Here is a 25418-nt window from a genome sequence, read left to right on the forward strand (position 1 = left end):
TGATATCACTCCCTGATATCATAAGGTGATATCAGGGAGCCGGTCATGGGAATTCTCGTCAGGGATGCGCAGATCGATCGCGACATTCGTGAACTCGCTGAACAGGACGGCCTGACTCTTCAAGGCGCAATCGGTCTGGCCGTGCGCCTTGAACTGGACAGGCGTGCCGAACGGCGCAAACTCGTCTTTGACGCGGCTGAGAAAGCGCGCGCCCGTATTGCGACTTTCAATCTCAAGGATGACGGTTTGTCCCATAAGGAGTTCTTCGACCGCGAATATGGCGACGCCTGATGTTTCTCGATGCCTCGGTCATTTTGGCTGTTCTGCTCAAGGAGCAGGAGGGAAACGCGGCTCTCGAAGCGATCGCTTTGTCGGCACGAATCAGATCGTCCGCTTTGGCGGTGTTCGAGGCTTCGTCCAGGCTGGCAGGCCAAGGGGCAACATTCGATGAGGCTCTCGCCGTCGTCATGCAGTTCGTCGATGACGTTAAGGGCGAGATCGTCGAGATCGGGGAGCCGGCCATGAGGGCCGCCCATGCCTGCGCCTCCCGCTATCATCACCTCACGGGGCATCCCGCGCGTCTGAACATGGGCGACTGCTTCGCCTATGCAGGCGCCCGGACATCGGGGCTGAAGCTCGCCTACAAGGGCAACGACTTCATCCATACCGATATCGAAGGCGTCCGCTTCGGACCGGGCGACGCCCCGTCCCGTCCATGACCGGCGTCTTCTGCCTGGGTATCTCGACGCTCGACTATGTCTACAGCGTCGAGACCATGCCGACGCGTGGCGAGAAGTACCGCTCGAAGGGGCTGGCCGTGGTCGGCGGCGGTTGCGCCGGCAACGCTTCGGTTGCGATCGCCCGGCTCGGCGGTCGCTGCTGGCTGGCGACACGCCTCGCCGATGACCTGACCGGGGACGAGATCGTTGTCGATCTGGCACGGGAAGGCGTCGAGACGAGTTTCGCTCGCCGCGTCGCAGGCCTGCGCTCGCCGGTCTCGGCCATCCTGGTCGATGCGCAGGGCGAGCGCATGGTGATCTCCTATTCCGATCCGGAGATGCCGGAGGATACCGACTGGCTCCCCACGACGCTGCCTGCTGAAGCCCGTACCGTGCTCGCTGATACCCGTTGGGGCGGGGGCGCGCTCGCGGCTTTGCGGCTGGCGCGGGCGGCGGGTGTTCCCGGTGTCCTCGACGGCGACCGCAAGCCGCCCCATCCCGATCTCGTGGCGACCGCGAGCCATGTCGCCTTCAGCGCCCAGGCGCTGGCCGAACTCTCCGGCGAGGACGACCCGGGCGCCGGGCTCGCTCGGCTGGCGAAAGATGGTCCGACCTGGCTCGCCGTCACGCTCGGCAAGGACGGCGTGCTGTTCGTCGAGAACGGGGAGATCGCTCATATTCCTGCCTTCACGGTCGAGACCGTCGACACGCTCGGTGCGGGCGATGTCTGGCACGGCGCCTTTGCACTGGCGCTGGCGGAGGGGCAGGGCGAGCGCGCCGCGATCCGTTTCGCCTCAGCCGCTGCTGCGATCAAATGCACCCGCTTTGGCGGGCGTGCGGGTGCGCCACGCCGCGACGAGGTTGCGGAGTTCCTCGCCGCAGCAGGCTGATAGGTCCGTGACGCAAAACGTTGCCTGAAATTTGGGCAGCACGGGTCGCGCAGGCCCTTGCCCGGCAAACGGGCGCGCGGAAGATTGGCGGCGTTCTTCGTTCCGGGATCCTCCATGTTCGCGCCGCCCGTTCCGGCAGCCAGTGATCCACTTCTTCCGGCCTATGTCCGCGCCGCAGGCGGTGTCCGGCTGCGCTTCGGGCGTGTCGGCGCCCAGACGCACCGTCTGGACGTGGCGGAATCCGGCGGCTACCGCGCCCGCTTCCCGACCACCTTCGACACGACCAGCGAGGCCGTGCTGATCAACACTGGCGGCGGCATGGCCGGCGGCGACGCCATGCGCGTCGCCGTGACGCTGGAGCCCGGTGCCGACGCGGTGGTCACCTCCCAGGCGGCGGAGAAGATCTATCGCAGCCAGGGCTCGGACACCCGCGTCGAGACCACCCTGTCGGTCGGGGCCGGGGCGAGCCTCGCCTGGCTGCCGCAGGAGAGCATCCTGTTCTCCGGCGCGCGGCTCACCCGCAGCCTGACGATTGATCTCGCCGCCGATGCCCGCCTGATCGCCTCCGAGGCCGTGTTCTTCGGCCGCAGCGCCATGGGCGAGACGATGCTGCGCGGCGCTCTGCGGGATCGCTGGCGCATCCGCCGCGAGGGCAAGCTGGTTTTCGCCGAGGATCTGCGGCTTGAGGGCGCCGTCTCCGAGACGCTGGCGCGGCTGGCCGTGGGGGCGGGCGCCCGCGCCGGGGCCACGATCGTCGTTGCCGGCCAAGATCTGGCCGGCCAGGATCTGCAGGACAGGCTGGAACAGGTCCGGGCGTGCGGCGATGAGGCCTCCGCGCGCGCTGTCGAGCTTGGTGCCGGCATCGTCTCGGACCTGCTCGTGATCCGACTGCTCTCTCCCGATGCCCAGGCTCTGCGTCGCGTGCTCGTCACGCTGCTCGGGCATCTGACCGGCCGTGCGCTGCCGCGCACCTGGTCAACTTGAGGAGAGCATCATGCTGGCGATCCAGGGTCTGAAATGCATCTATGACACCGGCGCGCGGGGCTGGGCGATCGAACTCGCGCTCAGCGGCGAAGGCGAGGAGGCGGTGCGCCGCTTCGACGTTGATGGACCCGACGATGCGGAAATGCTGATCGAGGCTTTCGAGGATTCGACCTCCAGCGCCTTCGATCCGGCGACGGGCGAGATCGTCTTCGCCTATGAATATGCCGATTTCGGCGCCGAAGACGAAGACGACGAAGACGGCGAAGAGGAAGACGGCGAGGACGAGGACGAGGTCTCCGAAGACGAGACCTCCGGGGACGAAGAGAAGGTCAAGGCATGAATCTGACGCCGCGCGAAAAGGACAAGCTGCTCGTCTCCATGGCAGCCATGGTGGCCCGCAGACGACTGGAGCGCGGCGTCAAGCTCAACTACCCCGAGGCCGTCGCGCTCATCACCGACTTCGTCGTCGAGGGCGCGCGCGACGGCAGATCGGTCGCCGATCTGATGCAGGCCGGAGCCCATGTCGTTACGGCCGACCAAGTCATGGACGGCATCGCCGCGTTGATCCACGACGTCCAGGTCGAGGCGACTTTTCCCGACGGCACCAAACTCGTCACCGTGCACGAGCCGATCCGCGGCGCGGCCGATGCGATGAAGCCCGGCCAGGTCACCACGCTGCCGGGCGACCTGATCATGAACGAGGGCCGCGAAAGCCTGACCCTGACGGTGGCCAACACCGGCGACCGGCCGATCCAGATCGGCTCGCACTATCATTTCTACGAGGCCAACCCCGCGCTCGCCTTCGAGCGCGACAAGGCGAGGGGCTTTCGCCTCGACATCCCCGCCGGGACGGCGGTTCGCTTCGAGCCCGGCCAGACCCGCGAGGTCAGGCTGGTCGCACTCGCCGGCAAGCGCGAGGTTTACGGGTTCAGGCAAGAGGTGATGGGGAAGCTCTGAGCTCTTGGCTCTGAACTGCCGCATGCCCCGATCCGCCTCGAGGAGATGACACGATGCCCTTCAATTTCCCGCGCAATGCCTATGCCGCGATGTTTGGCCCCACCACCGGCGACACCGTGCGCCTCGGCGACACCGAACTCGTCATCATGGTCGAGAAGGATTTCACCACCTATGGCGAGGAGGTGAAGTTCGGCGGCGGCAAGGTCATCCGCGACGGCATGGGCCAGAGCCAGGTCACCAACGCCGACGGCGCGGTCGACACCGTCATCACCAATGCGCTGATCCTCGACCATTGGGGCATCGTCAAAGCCGATATCGGCATCAGGGCAGGGCGCATCTGCGCCATCGGCAAGGCCGGCAACCCCGATATCCAGGCCGGCTTCGGCAATTTCGATCCCCACGAGACGATCATCGTCGGCCCCGGCACCGAGGTCATCGCCGGCGAAGGCAAGATCATCACCGCCGGCGGCTTCGACAGCCACATCCACTACATCTGCCCGCAGCAGATCGAGGATGCGCTGATGAGCGGGCTGACCACCATGCTCGGCGGTGGCACCGGCCCCGCCCATGGCACGCTGGCGACGACCTGCACGCCCGGCCCCTGGCATCTCGGCCAGATGATCAAGGCCGCCGACGCCTTTCCGATGAACCTCGCCTTCGCCGGCAAGGGCAATGCCGCATTGCCCGGCGCTCTGATCGAGATGGTCGAGGCGGGCGCATGCGCGCTCAAGCTGCACGAGGACTGGGGCACGACGCCGGCCGCGATCGACAACTGCCTCTCGGTCGCTGACGACTACGACGTCCAGGTGATGATCCACACCGATACACTCAACGAGTCCGGCTTCGTCGAGGATACGATCGCGGCCTTCAAGGGCCGCACGATCCACGCCTTCCATACCGAAGGCGCCGGCGGCGGCCACGCGCCCGACATCATGAAGGTCGCCGGCCTGCCCAACGTCCTGCCCTCATCGACCAACCCGACGCGGCCCTTCACGGTCAACACGCTCGACGAGCATCTCGACATGCTGATGGTCTGCCATCACCTGTCGCCGTCGATCCCGGAGGATCTCGCCTTCGCCGAGAGCCGCATCCGCAAGGAGACGATCGCCGCCGAGGACATCCTGCATGATCTCGGCGCGCTCTCGATGATGTCGTCGGATTCGCAGGCGATGGGCCGCATCGGCGAGGTCATCACCCGCACCTGGCAGACCGCGCACAAGATGAAGGTCCAGCGTGGGGCATTGGCGCAGGATGTCGGCACCGGCGCCGACAACTTCCGGGCCAAGCGCTATGTCGCGAAATACACGATCAACCCGGCGATCTCACATGGCATCTCGCGCCATATCGGCTCGGTCGAGATCGGCAAGCTCGCCGATTTGGTGATGTGGTCGCCGGCCTTCTTCGCCACCAAGCCCGACATGGTGATCAAGGGCGGCATGATCGCGGCGGCTCCCATGGGCGACCCCAACGCCTCGATCCCGACGCCGCAGCCGGTGCATTACCGCCCGATGTTCGGCGCCTTCGGCAAGGCGGTGACCTCGACCTCGCTGGTCTTCGTCTCGCAGGCGGCGATCGCCAACGGACTTCAGAAGCGGCTCGGCACCGACAAGGAGATGGTCGCGGTCGAGAACACCCGCGGCGGCATCTCCAAGAAGAGCATGATCCACAACGACGCCACGCCCGACATCCAGATCGACCCCGAGACCTATGCGGTCGTAGCGGATGGGGAACTGCTGGTCTGCGAACCGGCGAAGGAACTGCCGCTGGCGCAGCGCTACTTCCTGTTCTGAGCCCAGTCCGCGCCGAGCCCCAACGGCACGGAACAGCCGGGCCGAGTGGACGTTCCTCCCCTGCCAGAACAGGGAGGCTCGCCATGGCCAATGAGAATGCCGCCGATCCGAAGGGCCGGCAACCCGAAGCGCTCGCCACTTTCGCCGCCAGCGCCCGCAATGACGCCAGAAAGCCGGACGATGTCGGGCTGACGGCGACGCCCGAAACGGCTCCGCTAAAAACCTCTTCCAACAAGAAAGCCGAGGCGGCGACGAAGGTGTTGCGCGAGGGCGTGCTCAAGCGTGATCAGGGCGCGGATGAAGCGGTCGACGCCTTGCCGGATCGGACACGGGACCGCTGAAGTCCTGATACATTTTGAGCCATCGACTGCATCCACAGCGAGGCCGGATCCGTAACCAAGACACATTGCGTCTCGGATTAATTTTATCGTGTCAGAACCCTTCATCGTCATCGCCCGTGTCGAGGTTCGTCCCGACGCGCGGGAGCTTTTTGTCGCAGCCGCCGCAGACTGCATTGAAGCAACCCGGCGCGAGCAAGGCTGCCTCGCCTATGACATCCATGAAAGCGTCACCCAGCCCGGTCGCTTTGTCTCCTGCGAAAGCTGGGAGACGCGCGCCGATATCGATCACCACATGCGCTCGCCGCATGTGGTAGCGTTTCTGGAGACGGCGAGGGCTTGCGTCACGGCGCCTCCGGTGGTCGAAGTGGTCGAACCGCGGTCGATCGACCGCCTCTGATCCATTCTGTCACGGACGTTTCATCATGCTTCGCGCCACCTCCGTCGTTCGCAAGGCCGCCGTCAGGCCAGACCGCGTCGTCGATACGCTGACGCTCGACCATGACGATCGCAACCGTCGCCGCCTCGCCCTGACGGCCGATGGCGGGCTCGGCATCCTGCTCGATCTCGACAAGGCGACCGCGCTCGGTGACGGCGACGCCGTCAAGCTGGAGGATGGCCGGCTCGTACTGATCAAGGCCGCGCCCCAGAGCCTGCTCGAAATCCGCGCCGAGAACCCGCTGCGGCTGATGCGGGTGGCCTGGCACATCGGCAACCGCCATACCCCGGCCGAGATCACCGCGGACGCGATCTACATCGAGAACGACCATGTCCTGGCCGAGATGGTGCGCGGGCAGGGTTGCGCGATGAACGCCGTGAACAGGCCGTTCCAGCCCGAGCGCGGCGCCTATGACCACGACCACGCCAATTGCGACCATCCCAGCCACGATCACGCAAGCCACGCGCCTCACGACCACGCCGGTCATGGCCATGATCACGGTCACGATCATGGCTCGCATGCTCACGGCCATGCTGAGGCGCATGCGCATGGCGACCACGCGCACGCACAGGCCGAGACCCATGCGCATGCCCATGGCGATGCCTGCGGCTGCGGGCATGATCACGCACATCACGACCACGGCCACAAGCATGGCGCCGAGCACGGCCATAAGGGCCATACGCACGATCATTGAGCGCCTGCCATGGCGGCCCATCTGCCCCTGATGGTCTGGCTGTCGCCGTCCTTCCCGGTCGGCGCCTTCGCCTATTCGCATGGCCTGGAATGGGCCTTCGAAAGCGGCGACCTGCATGATGCCGCAACCCTGCGCGACTGGCTCGACGCGCTCGTCGGCCATGGCTCGCTGCGCAACGACCTGATCCTCTTCGCCTGCACGGCCCGCGCGATCGAGGACGATGACGAGGCCGCGCTGATCGAGATCGCGGAACTCGCGCTCGCGCTCGCGAACTCCGCCGAGCGGCGCCTTGAGACTGTGACGCAGGGCAACGCCTTCGTCGCGGCGCTGCGTGCGGCCTGGCCCTGCGCCGCGATCGAACGCCTCAAGGCCGTCTGGGGCGGCGACGTCGCCTATCCGGTCGCCGTCGCTGTCGCCAGTGCCGGCCATGCCCTGCCGCGGCCGGCATCGCTGGAGGCTTACGGCCTGGCCTTCGTCGCCAATCTGGTCTCGGCCTCCGTTCGGCTCGGCATCGTCGGCCAGACGGACGGGCAGAAGATCACGGCTGGTCTGGTGCCGGCGTTGCACAAGGCGGCGGAAGCCGCCGGCTCCGCCACGCTCGACGATCTCGGCAGTTGCACGCTGCGCTCCGACATCGCCTCGCTGCGTCACGAGACCCAGTATTCGCGGCTGTTCCGCTCATGACGGCGATGGCCGGCCTGCCGCATTCGCCGCTTTGTCATGCCGTCGCGGCCGGCTAGGCTGGCGATTGCTCAAGGGATTCTGATCATGTCGCGCTCTCCCCATGGCCCGCTCCGAGTCGGCATCGGCGGTCCCGTCGGCTCCGGCAAGACCGCGTTGATGGAGGTGCTCTGCAAGCGCATGCGCGGCACCTACGACATCTGCGCCATCACCAACGACATCTACACCAAGGAGGATGCGCGGCTGCTGACGGTCGCCGGCGCGCTGCCGCAGGAGCGCATCATGGGTGTCGAGACCGGCGGCTGCCCCCATACCGCCATCCGCGAGGACTGCTCGATCAACCTCGCCGCCGTCGAGGAGATGCGGGGCAAGTTCCCGAACCTCGACATGATCCTGATCGAATCCGGCGGCGACAATCTCGCCGCCACCTTCTCGCCCGAGCTCGCCGATCTGACGATCTACGTCATCGATGTCGCGGCCGGCGAGAAGATTCCGCGCAAGGGCGGCCCGGGCATCACGCGCTCCGATCTGCTGGTCATCAACAAGACCGATCTCGCCCCCCATGTCGGCGCGGATCTTGCAGTCATGGACCGCGATTCGAGGACGATGCGCGGCAAGCGCCCCTTCGTCTTCACCAATACAAAGGCCGGCGAGGGCGTCGACGCGGTGATGGATTTCATCGAGACGGCCGGCGGGTTGAGAGCTGCTCCAGCAGCGTGACGGGCAAGGACGGGAGATGACCATGCAGGCGGTTGTGAAGCGGATGGGTGTGACTCTGCTGGTCGCGGGCATGGCCGGGCCTGCGCTGGCTCATACCGGCGTCGGTGCCGTGCACGGTTTCCAGGCTGGCCTGCTGCATCCGTTGTTGGGCCTGGACCATGTGCTGGCCATGGTTGCTGTCGGCCTTTGGGCCGGGCTGGTCGGCGGCACGGCGCGCCTGGCCTATCCGCTCGCCTTTGTAGCGATGATGGTCGTTGCCGGCCTTTGGGGCATGTCGGGTGCGCAACTGCCCGGCGTCGAAATCGGCATCGCCGTCTCGGTCATCGTGCTTGGCCTCGCGATCGCGCTCAAGGCGACCCCGCCTCTGGCTGCGGGGGCTGCCGCCTGCGCCATCTTCGCGATCTTCCACGGCCATGCCCATGGCGCCGAGCTGCCCGATGGCGCCGGTGCCTTCAGCTATGCCGCCGGCTTCGTGCTGGCGACGGTGGCGCTGCATGGCGCGGGCTTGGCTGCGGCTGGTGCCCTGGCGCAGCGCGCACCGCTGCTGGCGCGGGTCGCGGGCGGCGGGCTGGCGCTGGCCGGCGTCGCCATTCTCGCCAGTTAGGACTAAGTCTCGCCGAAGCAGCCGCGTGGCAGGCGGGCGAGCCTGAGGGCTCGCTGCTCCACCGGGGATCATGAGGCCCGATCTGAAAATCCTGATCGTCGATGCCAATCCGGTGCGCGCGGCCATCATTGACGAGGGCCTGCGCGAGGCTGGCTTCACCGACCTCGTCCGCATCGGCGTGACGCATGGGCTTATCGCGGCGATCGAGACGCATGATCCCGATGTCGTGGTCATCGATCTGGAAGACCCCAGCCGCGATGCGCTCGCCGACATGTTCCTGGTCAGCCGCCATGTGAAACGGCCGATCACGATGTTTGTAGACCAGTCGGATTCGGCCTCGATCGAGGCGGCGGTCGAGGCCGGCGTCTCCGCCTATATCGTCGATGGGCTGAAGAAGGAGCGCATGCAGCCGATCCTTCAGACCTGCATCAGCCGCTTCAACGCCTTTCGCAAACTGCGCGAGGAACTCGACGAGGCCCGTTCCCAGCTCGAGGAGCGCAAGCTGGTCGACCGCGCCAAGGGCATCGTCATGCGCATGAAGAACCTGTCGGAGGACGAGGCCTATGCCCTGCTGCGGCGCACGGCGATGAACGACAAGCGCAAGCTCATCGACATCGCGCGCTCGATCATCACCGCCGCCGAGGTGCTCAAATGACCAAGGTGCTCACATGACCCTGCACCTGCGTGTCGGCTTTATGCCGCTGATCGATTGCGCGCTGGTCGTGCTCGCGAAGGACGAAGGCTTCGCCGAGGCCGAGGGGCTCAATCTCGAACTGGTACGCGAGGTCTCCTGGTCCAATCTGCGCGACAAGCTGAATGTTCGCCTGTTCGATGCCGCGCATATGCTGGGGCCGGCTGCCGTCGCCGCGACGCTCGGCGTCGGCGGGGTCAAGGCGCCGATGGCCGTGCCGCTGGCGCTCAATCTCGACGGTGCGGCGATCACTGTCTCGCTTCGTCGCTATGAGGAGCTGGCGCGGCTGGCCGATGGCGACATGGTCGACACGACGGTCTCGGCCCGCGCGCTCGCGGCCATGGTCGCGCGGCGCAAGGCGTCGGGCCTGCCGCCGCTGACATTCTCCGCCGTCTTCGGTTTCTCCAGCCACACCTATCTGCTCTGCGAATGGCTGGCCAAGGCCGGGCTGGTCCTTGGTACGGACATCCGCTTCGAGGTCGTGCCGCCGCCGCAGACGGTCGAGGCCCTGACCAGCGGGCGCGTCGACGGCTTTTGCGCCGGCGCTCCGTGGAACGCGGCGGCGGTTGCCGCCGGTGTCGGCGCCATGGTCCACACCGGCACCGATCTGCGCCGCAACTGCCCCGAGAAGGTCCTCGCCTGGCAGGCGGATGACATCGAGCGCCGCCCCTCCGCCGTCCGCAAGCTCACCGCCGCGATCCTGCGCGCGAGCGATTGGGCCTGCGACCCGGCCAACATCCCCCGCTTCGCCAAACATCTCTCGGCGCCCGACCGGCTGGCCCTGCCCGTCGAAATCCTGGAACCGACGCTGCGCTTCAGCCTTCTCCAGGGCGCCGGCCGGCCGCCCCGCCAGGTCGAGCGCTTCATCCGCTTCGACCGTGCCGCGCTGCGGCCGGAGCCGGCCCATGCCGACTGGATTCTGGCCGGGATGGAAAGCGCCGGACAGATCGTCCGCACGCCCGAGATGAGCGAGCAGGCAAGGGCGGTTTTTCGTCCTGCCTATTTTCCGGGCGCCATCGACTGATGGGCTAGTTTGCGAATTACTTATGCAAATGCGTTCGTTTTGTGCGGCGCGGGATAAGTGTGCGCATTGCTGCTCCGTGCAGCTCTCATAAGCTAACTTATTGTAATTCCAGATTTCTCGTGAAGTCAGCGGGATTGGCACGATCCTTGTAGGGAATGCTGCAACGCGGCCAACGCTGCCCGCGTCATCCTCCGAACCGGAATGCACAGCAACGCCGCTGTCGAAACGTGCCTTCAGGCGCATTTCGCGCGGCGTTTTTCGTGTTCGGCGGTTGGCGGGCATTCACTTCCACAGCGAGAGGCAATCGATGACCAAGACAGTCGGCACCAAGCCTAAAGCCATTGCCATCGACGACAGGGCCATCGACGCTGGCCGTCGCCAGTTGCTCAAGCTCTCGGGCGCCGCCGCCCTGCTGAGCGCTGCCAAACTCGCGCTGCCGTCGGGCGCCTTCGCACAGGCCGCCGGCCCCGAGGTCAAGGGCACGCGGCTCGGCTACATCGCCCTGACCGATGCCGCCCCTCTGATCATCGCCAAGGAAAAGGGCCTCTACGCCAAATACGGCCTGCCCGACATGGACATTGCCAAGCAGGCCTCCTGGGGCGCCACGCGTGACAACATGGCGCTTGGCTTCAAGGCCAATGGCATCGATGGCGGCCACATCCTGCGCCCGAAGACGCATCTCTACGCGACCGGCAAGGTGATGCAGAACGGCCAGCCGCTGCCGATGTACACGCTGCTCAACCTGAACGAGGACGGCCAGGCGATCTCGGTCTCCAACGAATACAAGGACCTCAACGTCCAGAAGGATTCCTCGCCGCTGAAGCAGGCTTTTGAGCGCAAGAAGGCCGCCGGCAAGGAACTCACCGCCGCGATGACCTTCCCGGGCGGCACCCATGATCTCTGGATTCGCTACTGGCTCGCCGCCGGCGGCATCGACCCCGACACCGACATCAAGGTCATCACCGTGCCGCCGCCGCAGATGGTGGCGAATATGAAGGTCGGCACCATGGACTGCTTCTGCGTCGGCGAGCCCTGGAATGAGCAGCTCGTCAACCAGAACATAGGCTACACCGCGCTGACCACCGGCGAGCTCTGGTCGCGCCACCCCGAGAAGATCCTCGGCATGCGCGCCGATTTCGTCGACGCCAATCCCAAGGCGACGCAGGCTATCCTGATGGCCGTCATGGAAGCCCAGATCTGGGCCGACAAGCGTGAGAACCGTCAGGAACTCGCCGAGATCGTCGGCAAGCGCCAGTGGTTCAACGTTCCAGTCACCGACATCAACAAGCGCCTGCTGGGCGACATCAACTACGGCAATGGCCGCGAGGTGAAGGGCACCAATCTCCAGATGAAGTTCTGGGGCGAGGGCGGCTCGTCCTCCTATCCCTGGAAGAGCCTCGACACCTGGTTCGTCACCGAGAACATCCGCTGGGGCAAGTTCGAGCCGACGATCGACATCAAGGCTCTCGTCGACAAGACCAACCGCGCCGATCTCTGGCGGGAAGCCGCCAAGACGCTGGGCGTGGCCGGCGCTCCAACGGCCGACTCGCGCGGCGTCGAGACCTTCTTCGACGGCGTGAAGTTCGATCCGGCGGCGCCGATGGACTACCTCAAGGCCCTCAAGATCAAGCGGATCGCCTGATCCAATGGCCGAGCCCCTGATCATCGTCGGGAAGGGCATGGCCGCGACGCGGCTGGTTGACGAACTCAGCCAGCGCGCGCTCGGCCGCTATTCCATCGCGGTGATCGGGGCGGAAAGCCGCCTGGCCTATAACCGGGTGCTGCTCTCGCCCCTGCTGGCGGGCGAGATCACCGAGCCCGACATCGAGCTGAAGCCAGCCGCCTGGTGGAAGGCGCGCGGCGTTTCGACACTCTATGGCCGCGCTGTCTCCGGCATCGACCGGGCAGCAAAGAGCGTGACGCTCGAAGGCGGCCTGAGCCTGCCCTATGGCAAGCTCGTCCTGGCGACAGGCTCCAAGCCGCTGAAGCCGCCCTTTCCGGGCGGCGACCTGCCGGGCGTCGCGACCTTCCGCGATACCGCCGATGTCGGGATGATGCGGGCCTATGCCGGCCGCGGAGCGAAGATCGTCGTCATCGGCGGCGGCCTGCTCGGGCTCGAAGCCGCCTATGGCCTCTCCAAGGCCGGCGGCCAGGTGACGCTGCTGCATCTCGTCGACCGGTTGATGGAACGGCAGCTCGATGCCGAGGGCGCCGCCTTGCTGGCCTCGGCCATCACCGCGCGCGGCATCAGCGTTCGTCTTGGCGCTGCCACCAAGGGCTTCGTCGGCACGGACCGCGTCGAAGGCGTCGAGCTCTCGGACGGGGAGGTGATCCCGGCCGATCTCGTCGTCATCGCCATCGGCGTGCGCCCCAATGTCGACCTCGCCAGGGCGGCGGGGGTCGGCGTCAACCGCGGCATCGTCGTCGATGACGGCATGGCCAGCGACGACGACAGCATCTTCGCCATCGGCGAATGCGCCGAGCATCGCGGCAGCGTCTACGGGCTGGTCGAGCCGGCCTATGAGCAGGCGCGCGTGCTGGCGACGCGGCTGGCAGGCAAGTCTGCCGCCTATGAAGGCTCGCTGCTCGCGACCAATCTCAAGGTCAGCGGCGTCGGCGTGTTCTCGGCCGGCGAATTCGAGGCGGGCGATGGGGCGCAGACGCTCGTGCTGCGCGACCGCCTCAGTGGAATCTACCGCAAATTCGTGTTGCGCGAAGGCAGGCTCGCCGGCTGCGTCCTCGTCGGCGATACCCAAGGCGCTCTATTCTATCTCGGCCTGATCCGCTCCGGGCAGGACATCTCGGCCATCCGCGCCGACCTGCCCTTCGGCGAACCCTATTGCGTCAGGGAGGCGGCCTGAGATGCGCAGCGATGCGAACCTCCCCGGCCCCGGCATGCCGGATGGCGCGATCCGCACGACCTGCCCCTATTGCGGCGTCGGCTGCGGCGTCCTCGTGACTCCGGGTGAGAACGGCGTCGTGACGGTTGTTGGTGATCCGGCGCACCCCGCCAATCTCGGCCGGCTCTGCTCCAAGGGCTCGGCGCTGGGCGAGACGCTGGGGCTGGGCTCGCGCGTGCTGCATCCGCTGCGGCGCAACGATGCCGGCGGCTATGACCGGGTGAGCTGGGACGTCGCGCTCGACGCCGTGGCCGAGGGCCTGACGCGCATCATCGCCCGCGACGGCCCCGAGGCGGTCGCCTTCTACCTCTCGGGTCAGCTTCTGACCGAGGACTATTACGTCGCCAACAAGCTGATGAAGGGCTTCATCGGCTCGCCGCATGTCGACACCAATTCGCGGCTCTGCATGTCCTCGACGGTCGCCGGCCACAAGCGCGTGCTCGGCTCCGACACCGTGCCGGGCAATTACGAGGATCTCGATTGCGCCGACCTGATCGTGCTCGTTGGCTCCAACACGGCCTGGTGCCACCCGGTCCTGTTCCGTCGCATGCAGCAGAACCGCACCGAGCGCGGCGCCCGCATCGTCGTCATCGACCCGCGCATCACCGCGACGGCGGAAGATGCCGACATGATGCTGGTCATCAAGCCCGGCTCGGATTCGGTGCTGTTCGCGGGCCTGCTCGTGCATCTAGCCGCCAATGGCCTGACCGACGGCACCTATCTCGCCCGCCATGTCTCCGGCTACCAGGACGCGCTCGCGAATGCCCGCCAGCTCGCCCCGACGATCGCAAGCGTGGCCGAGCGGACGGGACTGACCCCTGTCGCGATCACCAGCTTTTACGAATTATGGGGCGCGACGCCGGCCGTCGTCACGGCCTGGAGCCAGGGCGTCAACCAGTCTGCGCAGGGCACCGACAAGGTCGCCGCGATCCTGCACTGCCATCTCGCCACCGGTCGCATCGGCCGTCCCGGCGGCGGGCCGTTCTCCCTGACCGGCCAGCCCAACGCCATGGGCGGGCGCGAGGTCGGCGGCCTCGCCAACATGCTGGCCGCCCATATGGGTTATTCGCCGGCTGAGATCGACCGTGTCGGGCGCTTCTGGCAGGCGCCGAACATGGCGCGTCATGAGGGCCTCAAGGCCGTCGCCATGCTGGATGCGGTCGCCGAGGGGCGTATCAAGGCGCTTTGGGTGATGGCGACCAATCCGGCCGTTTCGCTGCCCCGCGCCGACCATGTCCGCGCGGCGATGGCGGGGCTCGATCTCTTCGTCGTCTCAGAAAACGTGCTCTCCAACGACACGCTCTCGGCCAAGCCGCACATCATCCTGCCTGCCGCAGCCTGGGGCGAGAAGGAGGGCACCGTCACCAATTCCGAGCGCCGGATCTCGCGCCAGCGCGCCTTCCTGGCCCTGCCCGGCGAGGTCAGGCCGGATTGGTGGATCATCTGCGAGGTGGCGAAGCGTCTCGGCTTCGGCGCGGCCTTCCCTTACGCAGGCCCCGACGAGATCTATGCCGAGCATGCGGCGCTCTCGGCCTTCGAGAATGCCGGCACGCGCGATTTCGACATCGGCGCCCATGCGACGCTGCCGAAGCGGGCCTATGACGCGCTGAAGCCGGTGCAATGGCCGGTGCCAGTCGGCCAGCCGCTCGGCACGCAGCGCCTCTTCGCGCAGGGCGGCTTCTTCACCGGCGACGGCCGCGCCGGGATGGTGCCGCTGGCGGTGCCGGCGCTTGCGTCCGCGACGAGCGAGGCCTTGCCGCTGCTGCTCAACACCGGCCGCGTCCGCGATCATTGGCACACGATGACGCGCACGGGCCTCAGCCCGCGCCTCAGTGCCCATGTCTCCGAGCCCTGCGTCCATGTCCACCCAGCCGATGCAGTGCGCTTCGGCCTGATCGAGGGCGGTTTCGCTCGCATCGCCAATGCCTTCGGCGCGGTCGTGCTCAAGGTCGGGCTCGACGCAGGCGTTCAGCCGGGCTCGCTCTTCGCGCCGATCCACTGGTCGGGCGAGACCGCTTCGCATGCCCGCATCGGTGCGGCCGTCCAGCCGGCCTGCGACCCGTTTTCCGGCCAGCCCGAGATGAAGGCGACACCGTCTTCGATCGCGCCCGTGGCCTACGCCTCGCAGGGCTTCGTACTGTCGCGCGACGGCTTTGCCCTGCCCGAGGGCAGCTGGTGGTCGAAGCTCGCGGTCGAGGGCGGCGAGGGCCGTCTCTTCGCCACCAACGCGACCTCGGCCGAACTGATGGAAAGCGTCCGCGCCGCCTTCGGCGAGGACGGCCTGACCGAGATGATCGACAGCGAGGGCGGCGTCTATCGCTGCGCCGTGATCAGGGACGGCGCGCTGGTGGCTGCGCTTTTCGTTGCCCCCGCCGGCCGCGCGCCGCTCTGGGACACGGTCAAGCTCGCCTTCGCCGATGCCGGTGCCATGCCGGAGAACCGGCTCGCCTTGCTTGCCGGCCGCAGCCTCGATGGCGCCGCCGATCCGGGTCCGACCGTCTGCGCCTGCTTCGGCGTCGGGCTGAACGCGATCCGCGCTGCTTTCGCGGGCGGCGCGGCGACGCCCGAGGACATCGGCAGTCAGCTCAGGGCCGGAACCAATTGCGGCTCATGTCTGCCTGAAATCCGCCGGATCGGCGCGCAGTCACGCAGCCCGGTGGCGGCATGACCATCAACGCATTCAAACGCATCAACCAGAGGAGAACCGGCATGGGTCGGGCTGTCTTGAAGGAAGTGCCGGCGGGAGCGAAAGTCGTCGCGCTGCCGGGGGGCAATCCAGGCGTCGTCTCGCTTCCGGCAGCGGCGAGCAAGCCATTGTCCGCGCGCCTCGCGCCCTGGCTGACCTCGCTTCTCGTCAACATCGTGCCGCCGATGATCACGGTCGCGCTGATTCTGCTGTTCTGGCAGCTCGCCGCGCATGGACCGCAATCCTCGCTGCCGACGCCGACCAAGATCTGGGCCGAGGCGAAGGATTTGATCACCGAACCGTTCTTCTGGAACGGCTCGCAGGATATCGGGCTCGGCTGGCGCATCCTCGTCTCGCTCCAGCGCGTCGCCATCGGCTTCAGCCTGGCGGCGATCGTCGGCGTGCTGCTCGGCGCGCTCGTCGGCCAGTCGGTCTGGGCGATGCGGGGCCTCGATCCGGTGTTTCAGGTGCTGCGCACGGTGCCGCCGCTGGCCTGGCTGCCGCTCTCGCTGGCGGCGTTCCGCGACAGCCAGCCCTCGGCGATCTTCGTGATCTTCATCACCGCGATCTGGCCGGTGATCATCAACACGGCAGTCGGCATCCGCAACATCCCGCAGGACTATCGCAATGTCGCGCAGGTGCTGCGGCTCAACCAGATCGAGTTCTTCTTCAAGATCATGGTGCCTTCGGCCGCGCCCTACATCTTCACCGGCCTGCGCATCGGCGTCGGCCTGTCCTGGCTCGCCATCGTCGCGGCCGAAATGCTGACCGGCGGCGTCGGCATCGGCTTCTTCATCTGGGACGCTTGGAACTCCTCGCGCCTGTCCGACATCATCGTGGCGCTCGTCTACATCGGCGTCGTCGGCTTCGTGCTCGACCGCCTCGTTGCGCTCATTGGCACCATCGTCACCCGCGGCACCCTGACCAACTGAGGAGGATGCGATGAGCTATCTCAAAATCGATCACGTCGACAAAACCTTCCAGCGCGGCGCGGCCTCGACCGAGGTCCTGAAGGACATCAACCTCGTCATCGAGAAGGGCGAATATGTCTCGGTGATCGGCCATTCCGGCTGCGGCAAGTCGACCCTGCTCAACATCATCGCGGGACTGACGCCGATCAGCGCGGGCGCCGTCCTGCTCGAGGGTCGCGAGGTCAAGGACCCCGGTCCGGAGCGCGCCGTGGTCTTCCAGAACCACTCGCTGCTGCCCTGGCTCACCGTCTACGACAATGTTGCGCTCGCCGTGAACAAGGTCTTTGGCGGCCGCAGGTCGAAGGCCGAGCGGCATGACTGGATCATGCACAATCTCGACCTCGTCCAGATGGCTCACGCCAAGGACAAGCGCCCGGCCGAAATCTCCGGCGGCATGAAGCAGCGCGTCGGCATCGCGCGCGGCCTCTCGATGGAGCCCAAGATCCTGCTGCTCGACGAGCCCTTCGGCGCGCTCGACGCACTGACCCGCGCGCATCTGCAGGATTCGATCATGCAAATCCATGCCGCGCTCGGAAACACGATGATCATGATCACCCATGACGTCGACGAGGCCGTGCTGCTCTCGGACCGCATCGTGATGATGACCAACGGTCCCTCCGCCCGCATCGGCGAGGTGCTCGACGTTCGGCTCGACCGCCCGCGCAAGCGGCTCGATCTCGTCTCCGACCGGACCTACATCGCCGCGCGCGAGGCGGTGCTGAAGTTCCTCTACGAGCGCCACCGCTTCGTCGAAGCAGCCTGAGGGGAATGGTCATGACGCCCGATCAGATCGCCCAGGTGCGCTCCAGCTTTGCCAAGGTCGCGCCCATCGCCGAGCCGGCCGCCGCCCTGTTCTATGGGCGCCTCTTCGAGATCGCGCCCGAGGTCCGTGGCCTGTTCAAGGCGGACATGACCGAGCAGGGCCGCAAGCTCATGACGACGCTGGCTGTCGTGGTGAACGGCCTCGACAATCTGCCGGCGCTGATGCCGGCGGTAAACGCGCTGGCGAGGAAGCATGTCAGTTACGGCGTCACCGCCGCCCATTACGCGCCTGTCGGCGCGGCCCTGCTCTGGACGCTGGAACAGGGCCTCGGCGAGGCCTTCACGCCCGAGGTCAAGGATGGCTGGGCGCAGGCCTACACCACCCTGTCGGGCGCCATGATCGCGGCGGCCGAAGCCAGCCCCGCTGCGGCCTCCTGATCCGCAGGGAAGCAAGACCACGATGAGCGAAGACTTCACCCCCGACCAGAAGCGTTATCTCGAAGGCTTCATGTCCGGCATGCAGTCGGCCCGCACCGCGCGCGGGCTGGCTCCGCTTGGCGGCACCGGCGGCGGCGCCGGCGCCGGCACGGCGCCTTCGGGCCCCGACAGGGAGCATCTGGAAGCGCAGGCGAAAACCGTCGCTGCTGGCGGCAAGCTCGTCGACCAGGAGAAGTGGAAGGCGGCCGAACATCCGTTCGATGCCTATGCCCGCTTCAAGGACCAGGCCAATGCCGGCCTCTATCCCAAGCCCGAGGACAATTTCCGCTGGCGCTATCACGGCTTGTTCTATGTGGCCCCGGCGCAGAACAGCTATATGTGCCGGCTGCGGATCCCCAACGGCATCCTGAAGGCGTGGCAGTTCGCCGGCGTCGCCGATCTCGCGGAAAAGCTCTGCGGCCCCTACGCTCATGTCACCACCCGCGCCAATCTGCAGGTTCGCGAGATCCCCGCCGAGAATGCTCCACTGCTGCTCGAAGGGCTCGCCGATCTCGGTCTGACCGCCAAGGGCTCCGGCGCCGACAACATCCGCAACGTCACCGGCTCGGCGACCGCCGGCATCGATCCCTATGAACTCCTCGACACGCGGCCCCATGCCCGCGCCTGGCACCACCACATCCTCAACGATCGCTCGCTCTACGGCCTGCCGCGCAAGTTCAACGTCGCCTTCGACGGCGCGGGCTCGATCGCGACGCTGGAGGACACCAACGACATCGGCTTCCAGGCGATCGACGTCATGGAAGGCGCGACCTTCGACGGCCAGCCGGTCGAGCCCGGCATCTGGTATCGCCTGGCGCTCGGCGGCATCACCGGCCACAAGGACCTCGCCCGCGACACCGGCGTCATCGTCGCGCCATCGGACGCCGTCGCGGTCGCCGATGCCATCGTCCGCGTCTTCACCGCCAGCGGAAACCGCACCGATCGCGCAAAGTCGCGGCTGAAATACGTGCTGGATGCCTGGGGCTTCGAGACATTCCTGGCTGCCGTCGAGGAGAAGCTCGGCCGCAGGCTGGTCCGGCTCGATACGGCCTTCGTCAGGCCGCGTCCGGTCTATGATCGGCTCGCGCATATCGGCGTGCATCCCCAGTTCCAGCCGGGCCTGAACTGGGTCGGCGTGGCCCTTCCGGTCGGCAAGCTGACCGTCCAGCAGATGCGCGTGATCGCGTCCATCTCGAACGAATGCGGAGACGGTGATATCCGCCTGACCGTCTGGCAGAACCTGCTGATCTCCGGCGTGCCGGACGACAAGGTCGAGGACGTCGTCGCCAATCTTCAGGCGATCGGCCTGTCCGCCGAGACCTCGATCCTGCGCGCCGGGTTGATCGCCTGCACCGGCGCCACCGGCTGCAAATTTGCCGCCGCCCATACCAAGGAGGATGCGCTCGCCATCGCCGCCCATTGCGAGCCGCGCATCACGCTGGACACCGCCGTCAACATCCACCTGACCGGCTGCCACAACTCCTGCGCCCAGCACTATATCGGCGATCTCGGCCTGATCGGCGCCAAGGTGCCGGTGAGCGAGGAGGGCGACACGGTGCCCGGCTACCATGTCTTCGTCGGCGGCGGCTTTGGCGTCGAGGGCGGCATGGGCCGCGAATTCCGCACCGATGTGAAGGCGGAGGAGGCACCGGCGCTGGTCGAGGCGATCCTGCGGACCTGGCAGACCCACCGCGCCGCGCCCGACGAGAGCTTCGTCGCCTTCGCCCGCCGTCACGAGATCGCGGCGCTGCAGGCGCTGGTCGCAGAGACGGGGGAGGCGGCATGACCGTTCAGACCGCAAATCCGATCGTCCAGGTCCTGCCCGAGACCGCGCCCTTCAGCGACGAGCAGCGCTCCTGGCTGAACGGCTTCTTCGCAGGCCTCCTCTCGCTCGACAATGCCGGCGTCACCGCGCTGTCGCCGGCCGAGAACGCTGCCGTGATGGGGCAGGCCGACGACGGCGCGCCCTGGCACGACCCCTCGATGGAACTGCCCGAGCGCATGAAGCTCGCCGAGGGCAAGCCGCTGACGCGCAAGCTCTTCGCCGCCATGGCGCAGCAGGATTGCGGCCAGTGCGGCTATGTCTGCGAGACTTATTCCGCCGCCATCGCCGAGGGCAAGGAACCGCGGCTGAACCTCTGCGCGCCAGGCGGCAAGGACACGCTGCGCATGCTGAAGACGCTAGTGGAGGAGGGCGGCTCGACGTCCGCCGCCGCAGCTTCGGCGGAAGCCGCTCCCGCCGCAGCACTCGGCCCGCTCGGCCGCTGCCGCGAGAACCCGGCGCTGGCGACCTTCCTGTCGCGCCGCAAGCTCAACGGCGAGGGCTCCGAGAAGGAGACCTGGCATGTCGAGTTCGACCTGTCGGAATGCGGGCTCGACTACATCGTCGGGGACGCCTTCGGCATCGTCGCGCAGAACGATCCGCGCCTGGCCGACGCCGTCATCGCGCTGCTCGGCGCGCGTCCGGATGCGATCGTCAACGGCAAGAACCTGCGTGAGGCGCTGATCTCCGACCTCGCGCTCGGCCCCGCGCCCGACGCGCTGTTCCAGCTGATCTCCTATGTCACCGGCGGCGAGACCCGCGCCAAGGCCAAGCGGCTGGCGGCGGGCGAGGACCCAGACGGCGATCTCGACCGGCTCGACGTGCTCGGGACCCTGCATAAATTCGGGCAGGCGCGACTCTCGCCCGAGGCGTTCGTCGAGGCGCTCGATCCGCTGCAGCCGCGGCTCTACTCGATCTCGTCCTCGCATAACGCCGGTCCCGGCCGCATTTCGCTGACGGTCGACACGGTTCGCTACAAGATCGGCAGCCGGCCGCGCTGGGGTGTGGCCTCGACCTTTCTCGCCGAGCGGGTCCGGCCCGGTGACAAGGTGCCGGTCTATGTCCAGCGCGCCCATGGCTTCGGGCTTCCGGCCAACCCCGAGACCCCCGTGATTATGTGCGGCCCGGGCACCGGCGTTGCGCCCTTCCGCGCCTTCCTGCACGACCGCAGGGCGACCAAGGCGCCGGGGAAAAATTGGCTCTTCTTCGGTCATCAGCGCCGCGCCAGCGACTTCTTCTACGAGGACGAACTGACGGCGATGAAGGAGGAAGGTGTCCTCACAGGCCTGACGCTGGCCTGGTCGCGCGACGGCACGGAAAAGATCTACGTCCAGGACCGCATGCGCGAGCGCGGCGCCGAGCTCTTCGCCTGGCTGGAGCAGGGCGCGCATTTCTATGTCTGCGGCGATGCCAAGCGCATGGCCAAGGATGTCGAGCGCGCGATGGTCGATGTCGTCGCCGAGCACGGCAAGCGCTCGCCCGACGAGGCCGTCGCCTATGTCGCCGCGCTGAAGAAGGCAGGGCGCTATCAAGCGGATGTCTACTAAGACATCTGCTTCCGTCATCCCCCCGTCATGATATCACGCCAACCGCCACGGTTTGAACGGCGACGGAGACAGGCGTGACTCTGCATATCACCGGCGGCAAGGTTTTGACCGCCGAACTTGAGCCTGCCGATCTCACCAGCAATGGCGCGACCATCGCCGCGCTCGACGGCCCGGCTCCCGCAAACGCGCTCCATCTCGACGCCACCGGCCTGCTCGTCCTGCCCGGCATCGTCGATATCCATGGCGACGCCTTCGAGCGGCACATCATGCCGCGTCCGGGCGTCTCCTTCGATATCGAGATCGCGCTGCGCGATGCCGACAGGGCGATGCTCGCCTGCGGCATCACCACCGCCTGCCATGGCGTGACCTGGTCCTGGGAGCCCGGCCTGCGCGGCGCCGGCAATGCCCGCGCGCTCGTCTCTGCGCTGGAGCGGCTGAAGCCCGCGCTCGGCGCCGACACGCGCTTCCATCTCCGCCACGAGACCTTCAATTTCGACGCTGAAGCTGAGGTGATCGAGTGGCTGGCGAGCGGGCGTATCGGCGTGCTGGCCTTCAACGACCACACGCCCGGGATTTTCAAGGCGGCTGTCCGCCCCGGCAAGGTCGCCAAGATGGTCGAGCGCACCGGCCTCTCCGAGGCGGACTTCATCGCGCTGGCGCGGGAGGTCTTCAGCCGCGAAGGCGAGGTGCCGGCCTCGATCGCCCGGATTGCGGCTGCTGCGCGCGCTGCCGGTGTGCCGATGCTCTCGCATGACGACATGTCGCCGCAGATGCGCCGCGACTACCGCGCGCTCGGGGTCGGCGTGGCGGAGTTCCCGCTCGATGTGGAGACGGCGCGCGAGGCTTCGGGCGCGGGCGAGGCCATCGTCTTCGGCGCGCCCAATGTCGTGCGCGGCGGCTCGCATCTCGGCTGCCCCGGCGCCGAGGAGATGGTCCGGGCCGGGCTCTGCACCATCCTCGCCTCGGACTACTACTACCCGGCGCTGACGCTGGCGCCGTTCGTCCTGGCGCGCAACGGCTCGGCCGCCTTCGCTGATGCCTGGCGGCTGGTCTCGCGGGCACCCGCAGCCGCGCTAGGGCTCAGTGATCGCGGCGAGATCGTGCCGGGCCGCCGCGCCGATCTCGTTCTGGTGGAGGACGGGCCGCAGCCGCGTGTCGTCGCGACCATCGTCGGCGGGAACCTGGTCCATCTCGCCGATCAGCGCATCCTTGGTTGAACGCCCGCGCGCGGATCGTTGCCCGTTGCCGCCACGCGGCCTAGTCTTGTCACTACGAGGGGGAATGGGTCGGGGGAGCCATGGCGCGTTGGTCAGATGCGATGAGGTTGTCAAGGTATTACGAGTACTCTGCGGATCTGCAGTATTATGGAGTCTATGAAATCGGTTTCATTATCGGTGGTGAGTTCGTGCCGAAATATATCGGAATGGCTGATCGTCAATTCCTGATAAAGCGCATCGAGACATACTGTTTGAGCGCGAAATGCCACAATGAGGGAGTGCGGCGTGCCATAGCTAGGCAGCGGCGTACGCTCTATTTCCACGTCATGAAGATCACGCGGCCCAGAGGTGCAGCATTGCGGGAAGCGCTAATGCTGCACCGGCACGGGCGCGGTAACGAGTGGCTTTATGAGTGGAATCGTCGCTACGAATACCAGATTCTTCGAGACTCCGGCTACGTCGTCTCCTGAGCTTGGCGCTTCAGGCGTCGTAGCCCTTCACGCTCGCCAGCGCCGTCATCACCCCGCGCAGCTCTGCCAGCCCGCGCAGGCGCCCGACCGCCGGATAGCCTGGGAATGAGCCCTTGCCGACATCGTCGAGCAAAGCGTGGCCGTGGTCCGGCCGCATCGGGATCTGCCAATGGGCCAGGCCTTGAGCCTTGCGGCGCTGCTCCTCGGCCAGCAGTGCCTCGACCAGCGCGATCATGTCGGTATCGCCGCCGAGATGCTCGGCCTCCATGAAGGAGCCGTCGGCGTCCTTGGCGACGTTGCGCAGATGCGCGAACCAGATCCGATCGGCGAAGCGCCGCGCGATTCCCGGCACGTCGTTCTTCGGATTGGCGCCGAGCGAGCCCGAGCACAGGGTCAGGCCGTTCGCCGGGCGATCGACCGCGTCCATGATGAAGGCGATGTCGTCCTTGTCCGAGCAAATCCGCGGCAGGCCGAAGAGCGGGCGCGGCGGGTCGTCGGGGTGGATGCACATCCGGATCCCGACCTCCTCGGCTGTGGGGATGATCGCCTCCAGAAAGCGCTTGAGATTGGCCCGCAGGGCGTCATGGCTCATGCCGCGATAGCGCTCCAGCATGCGCTTCAGGCCCGGCACGTCGTAGCGGTCATAGGCGCCCGGCAGCCCCGCCATGATGTTGGCGAGCAGCCGGTCGCGGTCGGCCTCCGAGGAGCGCTCGAACCAGGCCTTGGCGCGGTCCATCACATCGGCCGAATGCCCGTCCGCCGCGCCGGGACGCCGCAGCATGAAATGGTCGAAGGCGACATATTCGTGGATGTTGAAGCGTAGCGCCGTGCCGCCGCCGGGCAGGGGGAAGGCGAGTTCGGTGCGCGTCCAGTCCAGCACGGGCATGAAGTTGTAGCAGACCACCTCGAGCCCGCAGGCGGCGAGATTGCGCAGCGACTGCCGGTAGTTCTCGAACACCGGCTCGAGATCGCCTTCGCCGATCTTGATGGTCTCGTGCAGCGGCAGGCTCTCGACCACGTTCCAGCGTAAGCCCAGGCTCGGATCGGCCGCGATGATCGCCTTGCGCGCCTCGATCTCCGCGACGCTCCAGACCACGCCATAGGGAATTTGATGGAGCGCGTTGACGATGCCGCGCGCACCCGCCTGCCGCGCCTGGGCAAGTGTCACCACGTCGTCGGGGCCAAACCAGCGCCAGCTCTGTTCCATCAGAAGGCCCGTCCGTTGAGAGCATGGGTCATGGTCGCGTATCCTCTTGGTTTCTTGTTCTGGGTGTAGCCCGGCCGTCAGTCGAGCCGGGCAGGGGTGGCGCTGCCGGCGAAGGCATCGACCTGGTCGCGCGCGATGGTCTCGATGGCGTCGAAGACGGTGCGCAGATGCGCGCGCATCGCCGCTTCCGCGCCGACCTCGTCGCCTGTGACCACGCAATGCATGATCTCGCGGTGCTGCGTGAGGATCATGTTGGGCCAGGCCGCGCTTTCGAGCGACAGGCAGCGGACGCGGTCGAGCTGCGCCTTGACGCCTTCGATCAGGCTCCACACCGACGGATGGCCGGCGAGCTTTGCGAGTTCGGCATGGAAGGCCTCGTCATGACGAAAGAAACTGGTTCTGTCGCCGATCGCGAGATCGCGCTCCTGCTCGCGCACATTCTGTTCCAGCGCCGCCTTGCCGGCATCGTCGGCATGGCGGGCGGCGAGCGCGACCGTGCGGCATTCCAGCGTCTCGCGAACGAACTGGCTGTCATGGACTGCAGCAAGGTCGATCGGCGCGACGAAGGTGCCGACCTGCGGCACCACCATCAGGAAGCCTTCCTCGACGAGGCGCTTGAAGGCCTCGCGCACCGGCGTGCGGCTGACGCCGAAACGCACCGCCATGCGCGCCTCCGACATCGCCTCGCCAGGGCGCAACACCGCCGCGAGGATGTCTCCTCGCAACAGGCGGTGGATCTGTTCGGTGCTCTGTCGTGTCGCGGGAAGGGCCATTGCCAAGCTCTGGTCGACTAGTATACTAGGATACCGACTAATCCGGGGCTGCGTC

26 protein-coding genes are annotated in these 25418 nt (G+C 67.0%); 24 read left to right on the forward strand and 2 right to left on the reverse strand.

Going from position 1 to position 25418, the window contains the following annotated elements; genetic code table 11:
• The first annotated feature begins 45 nt into the window (after positions 1–45).
• The 24 genes from AC1DYU_RS17975 (at position 46) to AC1DYU_RS18090 (ending at position 22913) form a co-directional block, all read left to right on the forward strand.
• A complete protein-coding gene (locus tag AC1DYU_RS17975; RefSeq protein ID WP_158485469.1) occupies positions 46–291 on the forward strand; it encodes a type II toxin-antitoxin system VapB family antitoxin in 246 nt (81 codons plus the stop codon).
• Positions 291–719 (forward strand): type II toxin-antitoxin system VapC family toxin, encoded by a 429-nt coding sequence (locus AC1DYU_RS17980; protein WP_158485468.1) that lies wholly within the window; start codon positions 291–293, stop codon positions 717–719. Before AC1DYU_RS17975 ends, AC1DYU_RS17980 begins: the two co-directional genes overlap by 1 nt.
• On the forward strand, positions 716–1609 hold the full coding sequence (locus tag AC1DYU_RS17985; protein ID WP_476792818.1) for a PfkB family carbohydrate kinase: 894 nt from the start codon (positions 716–718) through the stop codon (positions 1607–1609). Before AC1DYU_RS17980 ends, AC1DYU_RS17985 begins: the two co-directional genes overlap by 4 nt.
• Positions 1610–1723: 114 nt before the next feature.
• Positions 1724–2593, forward strand: coding sequence for an urease accessory protein UreD (locus AC1DYU_RS17990; protein ID WP_476792819.1), 870 nt, complete (start codon positions 1724–1726; stop codon positions 2591–2593).
• A 10-nt stretch (positions 2594–2603) separates the two neighbouring features.
• The gene (locus AC1DYU_RS17995; RefSeq protein ID WP_476792820.1) at positions 2604–2933 is read left to right on the forward strand and encodes a hypothetical protein; all 330 of its coding nucleotides are present in this window, start codon (positions 2604–2606) and stop codon (positions 2931–2933) included.
• Positions 2930–3550, forward strand: coding sequence for an urease subunit gamma (locus AC1DYU_RS18000; RefSeq protein WP_476792821.1), 621 nt, complete (start codon positions 2930–2932; stop codon positions 3548–3550). Before AC1DYU_RS17995 ends, AC1DYU_RS18000 begins: the two co-directional genes overlap by 4 nt.
• A 53-nt stretch (positions 3551–3603) precedes the next feature.
• Complete coding sequence (gene ureC, locus AC1DYU_RS18005; protein WP_476792822.1) at positions 3604–5340, forward strand: urease subunit alpha; 1737 nt, start codon at positions 3604–3606, stop codon at positions 5338–5340.
• Between the two features lie 83 nt (positions 5341–5423).
• The gene (locus AC1DYU_RS18010) at positions 5424–5681 is read left to right on the forward strand and encodes a hypothetical protein (protein ID WP_476792823.1); all 258 of its coding nucleotides are present in this window, start codon (positions 5424–5426) and stop codon (positions 5679–5681) included.
• 88 nt (positions 5682–5769) lie between these two features.
• Entirely contained in the window at positions 5770–6078 is a 309-nt protein-coding gene (locus tag AC1DYU_RS18015; protein WP_476792824.1) for a putative quinol monooxygenase, read from the forward strand.
• Between the two features lie 25 nt (positions 6079–6103).
• Complete coding sequence (locus AC1DYU_RS18020) at positions 6104–6811, forward strand: urease accessory protein UreE (protein WP_476792825.1); 708 nt, start codon at positions 6104–6106, stop codon at positions 6809–6811.
• 9 nt (positions 6812–6820) lie between these two features.
• Entirely contained in the window at positions 6821–7495 is a 675-nt protein-coding gene (locus AC1DYU_RS18025) for an urease accessory protein UreF (RefSeq protein ID WP_476792826.1), read from the forward strand.
• Positions 7496–7579: 84 nt separating this feature from the next.
• Positions 7580–8212 carry an urease accessory protein UreG gene (gene ureG / locus AC1DYU_RS18030; RefSeq protein ID WP_158485457.1) on the forward strand — a complete coding sequence of 211 codons (633 nt, stop codon included), beginning with the start codon at positions 7580–7582 and terminating at the stop codon, positions 8210–8212.
• A gap of 22 nt (positions 8213–8234) precedes the next feature.
• Positions 8235–8816, forward strand: coding sequence for a HupE/UreJ family protein (locus AC1DYU_RS18035; protein ID WP_476792827.1), 582 nt, complete (start codon positions 8235–8237; stop codon positions 8814–8816).
• Positions 8817–8886: 70 nt separating this feature from the next.
• Positions 8887–9471 carry an ANTAR domain-containing response regulator gene (locus AC1DYU_RS18040; protein ID WP_476792828.1) on the forward strand — a complete coding sequence of 195 codons (585 nt, stop codon included), beginning with the start codon at positions 8887–8889 and terminating at the stop codon, positions 9469–9471.
• A 13-nt stretch (positions 9472–9484) separates the two neighbouring features.
• Positions 9485–10531 (forward strand): CmpA/NrtA family ABC transporter substrate-binding protein, encoded by a 1047-nt coding sequence (locus AC1DYU_RS18045; RefSeq protein ID WP_476792829.1) that lies wholly within the window; start codon positions 9485–9487, stop codon positions 10529–10531.
• Positions 10532–10838: 307 nt separating this feature from the next.
• On the forward strand, positions 10839–12173 hold the full coding sequence (locus AC1DYU_RS18050; protein WP_158485454.1) for a CmpA/NrtA family ABC transporter substrate-binding protein: 1335 nt from the start codon (positions 10839–10841) through the stop codon (positions 12171–12173).
• 4 nt (positions 12174–12177) lie between these two features.
• Positions 12178–13392: an NAD(P)/FAD-dependent oxidoreductase gene (locus AC1DYU_RS18055; protein WP_476792830.1), complete on the forward strand. Its 1215-nt coding sequence runs from the start codon at positions 12178–12180 to the stop codon at positions 13390–13392.
• Between the two features lies 1 nt (position 13393).
• A complete protein-coding gene (locus AC1DYU_RS18060; RefSeq protein ID WP_476792831.1) occupies positions 13394–16099 on the forward strand; it encodes a nitrate reductase in 2706 nt (901 codons plus the stop codon).
• 41 nt (positions 16100–16140) lie between these two features.
• Positions 16141–17049 (forward strand): nitrate ABC transporter permease, encoded by a 909-nt coding sequence (gene ntrB, locus AC1DYU_RS18065; protein WP_158485452.1) that lies wholly within the window; start codon positions 16141–16143, stop codon positions 17047–17049.
• Positions 17050–17059: 10 nt separating this feature from the next.
• Positions 17060–17851 (forward strand): ABC transporter ATP-binding protein, encoded by a 792-nt coding sequence (locus tag AC1DYU_RS18070; protein WP_476792832.1) that lies wholly within the window; start codon positions 17060–17062, stop codon positions 17849–17851.
• Between the two features lie 11 nt (positions 17852–17862).
• Entirely contained in the window at positions 17863–18288 is a 426-nt protein-coding gene (locus tag AC1DYU_RS18075) for a globin family protein (RefSeq protein ID WP_476792833.1), read from the forward strand.
• Between the two features lie 22 nt (positions 18289–18310).
• Positions 18311–20113: a NirA family protein gene (locus tag AC1DYU_RS18080; RefSeq protein WP_476792834.1), complete on the forward strand. Its 1803-nt coding sequence runs from the start codon at positions 18311–18313 to the stop codon at positions 20111–20113.
• A complete protein-coding gene (locus AC1DYU_RS18085; RefSeq protein ID WP_476792835.1) occupies positions 20110–21696 on the forward strand; it encodes a sulfite reductase subunit alpha in 1587 nt (528 codons plus the stop codon). The genes AC1DYU_RS18080 and AC1DYU_RS18085 overlap by 4 nt, the downstream gene beginning before the upstream one ends.
• Positions 21697–21770: 74 nt before the next feature.
• Positions 21771–22913 carry an alpha-D-ribose 1-methylphosphonate 5-triphosphate diphosphatase gene (locus AC1DYU_RS18090; RefSeq protein ID WP_476792836.1) on the forward strand — a complete coding sequence of 381 codons (1143 nt, stop codon included), beginning with the start codon at positions 21771–21773 and terminating at the stop codon, positions 22911–22913.
• A 480-nt stretch (positions 22914–23393) separates the two neighbouring features.
• Here the strand turns inward: AC1DYU_RS18090 and uxuA are convergent, their stop codons facing one another.
• Together uxuA and AC1DYU_RS18100 are read right to left on the reverse strand one after the other, a co-directional pair.
• On the reverse strand, positions 23394–24590 hold the full coding sequence (gene uxuA / locus AC1DYU_RS18095; RefSeq protein ID WP_476792837.1) for a mannonate dehydratase: 1197 nt from the start codon (positions 24588–24590) through the stop codon (positions 23394–23396).
• Between the two features lie 77 nt (positions 24591–24667).
• On the reverse strand, positions 24668–25363 hold the full coding sequence (locus tag AC1DYU_RS18100; RefSeq protein WP_158485445.1) for a GntR family transcriptional regulator: 696 nt from the start codon (positions 25361–25363) through the stop codon (positions 24668–24670).
• Between the last annotated feature and the right edge of the window lie 55 nt (positions 25364–25418).

This window comes from Allobosea sp. P2_B12 (assembly GCF_056404835.1).

What these genes read in the sequence shown, in the direction of transcription:
- AC1DYU_RS17975 (WP_158485469.1), top strand. Translation starts at nt 46, where the DNA reads ATGGGAATTCTCGTCAGGGATGCGCAGATCGATCGCGACATTCGTGAA.
- AC1DYU_RS17980 (WP_158485468.1), top strand. Translation starts at nt 291, where the DNA reads ATGTTTCTCGATGCCTCGGTCATTTTGGCTGTTCTGCTCAAGGAGCAG.
- AC1DYU_RS17985 (WP_476792818.1), top strand. Translation starts at nt 716, where the DNA reads ATGACCGGCGTCTTCTGCCTGGGTATCTCGACGCTCGACTATGTCTAC.
- AC1DYU_RS17990 (WP_476792819.1), top strand. Translation starts at nt 1,724, where the DNA reads ATGTTCGCGCCGCCCGTTCCGGCAGCCAGTGATCCACTTCTTCCGGCC.
- AC1DYU_RS17995 (WP_476792820.1), top strand. Translation starts at nt 2,604, where the DNA reads ATGCTGGCGATCCAGGGTCTGAAATGCATCTATGACACCGGCGCGCGG.
- AC1DYU_RS18000 (WP_476792821.1), top strand. Translation starts at nt 2,930, where the DNA reads ATGAATCTGACGCCGCGCGAAAAGGACAAGCTGCTCGTCTCCATGGCA.
- ureC (WP_476792822.1), top strand. Translation starts at nt 3,604, where the DNA reads ATGCCCTTCAATTTCCCGCGCAATGCCTATGCCGCGATGTTTGGCCCC.
- AC1DYU_RS18010 (WP_476792823.1), top strand. Translation starts at nt 5,424, where the DNA reads ATGGCCAATGAGAATGCCGCCGATCCGAAGGGCCGGCAACCCGAAGCG.
- AC1DYU_RS18020 (WP_476792825.1), top strand. Translation starts at nt 6,104, where the DNA reads ATGCTTCGCGCCACCTCCGTCGTTCGCAAGGCCGCCGTCAGGCCAGAC.
- AC1DYU_RS18025 (WP_476792826.1), top strand. Translation starts at nt 6,821, where the DNA reads ATGGCGGCCCATCTGCCCCTGATGGTCTGGCTGTCGCCGTCCTTCCCG.
- ureG (WP_158485457.1), top strand. Translation starts at nt 7,580, where the DNA reads ATGTCGCGCTCTCCCCATGGCCCGCTCCGAGTCGGCATCGGCGGTCCC.
- AC1DYU_RS18035 (WP_476792827.1), top strand. Translation starts at nt 8,235, where the DNA reads ATGCAGGCGGTTGTGAAGCGGATGGGTGTGACTCTGCTGGTCGCGGGC.
- AC1DYU_RS18040 (WP_476792828.1), top strand. Translation starts at nt 8,887, where the DNA reads ATGAGGCCCGATCTGAAAATCCTGATCGTCGATGCCAATCCGGTGCGC.
- AC1DYU_RS18045 (WP_476792829.1), top strand. Translation starts at nt 9,485, where the DNA reads ATGACCCTGCACCTGCGTGTCGGCTTTATGCCGCTGATCGATTGCGCG.
- AC1DYU_RS18050 (WP_158485454.1), top strand. Translation starts at nt 10,839, where the DNA reads ATGACCAAGACAGTCGGCACCAAGCCTAAAGCCATTGCCATCGACGAC.
- AC1DYU_RS18055 (WP_476792830.1), top strand. Translation starts at nt 12,178, where the DNA reads ATGGCCGAGCCCCTGATCATCGTCGGGAAGGGCATGGCCGCGACGCGG.
- AC1DYU_RS18060 (WP_476792831.1), top strand. Translation starts at nt 13,394, where the DNA reads ATGCGCAGCGATGCGAACCTCCCCGGCCCCGGCATGCCGGATGGCGCG.
- ntrB (WP_158485452.1), top strand. Translation starts at nt 16,141, where the DNA reads ATGGGTCGGGCTGTCTTGAAGGAAGTGCCGGCGGGAGCGAAAGTCGTC.
- AC1DYU_RS18070 (WP_476792832.1), top strand. Translation starts at nt 17,060, where the DNA reads ATGAGCTATCTCAAAATCGATCACGTCGACAAAACCTTCCAGCGCGGC.
- AC1DYU_RS18075 (WP_476792833.1), top strand. Translation starts at nt 17,863, where the DNA reads ATGACGCCCGATCAGATCGCCCAGGTGCGCTCCAGCTTTGCCAAGGTC.
- AC1DYU_RS18080 (WP_476792834.1), top strand. Translation starts at nt 18,311, where the DNA reads ATGAGCGAAGACTTCACCCCCGACCAGAAGCGTTATCTCGAAGGCTTC.
- AC1DYU_RS18085 (WP_476792835.1), top strand. Translation starts at nt 20,110, where the DNA reads ATGACCGTTCAGACCGCAAATCCGATCGTCCAGGTCCTGCCCGAGACC.
- uxuA (WP_476792837.1), bottom strand. Translation starts at nt 24,590, where the DNA reads ATGGAACAGAGCTGGCGCTGGTTTGGCCCCGACGACGTGGTGACACTT.
- AC1DYU_RS18100 (WP_158485445.1), bottom strand. Translation starts at nt 25,363, where the DNA reads ATGGCCCTTCCCGCGACACGACAGAGCACCGAACAGATCCACCGCCTG.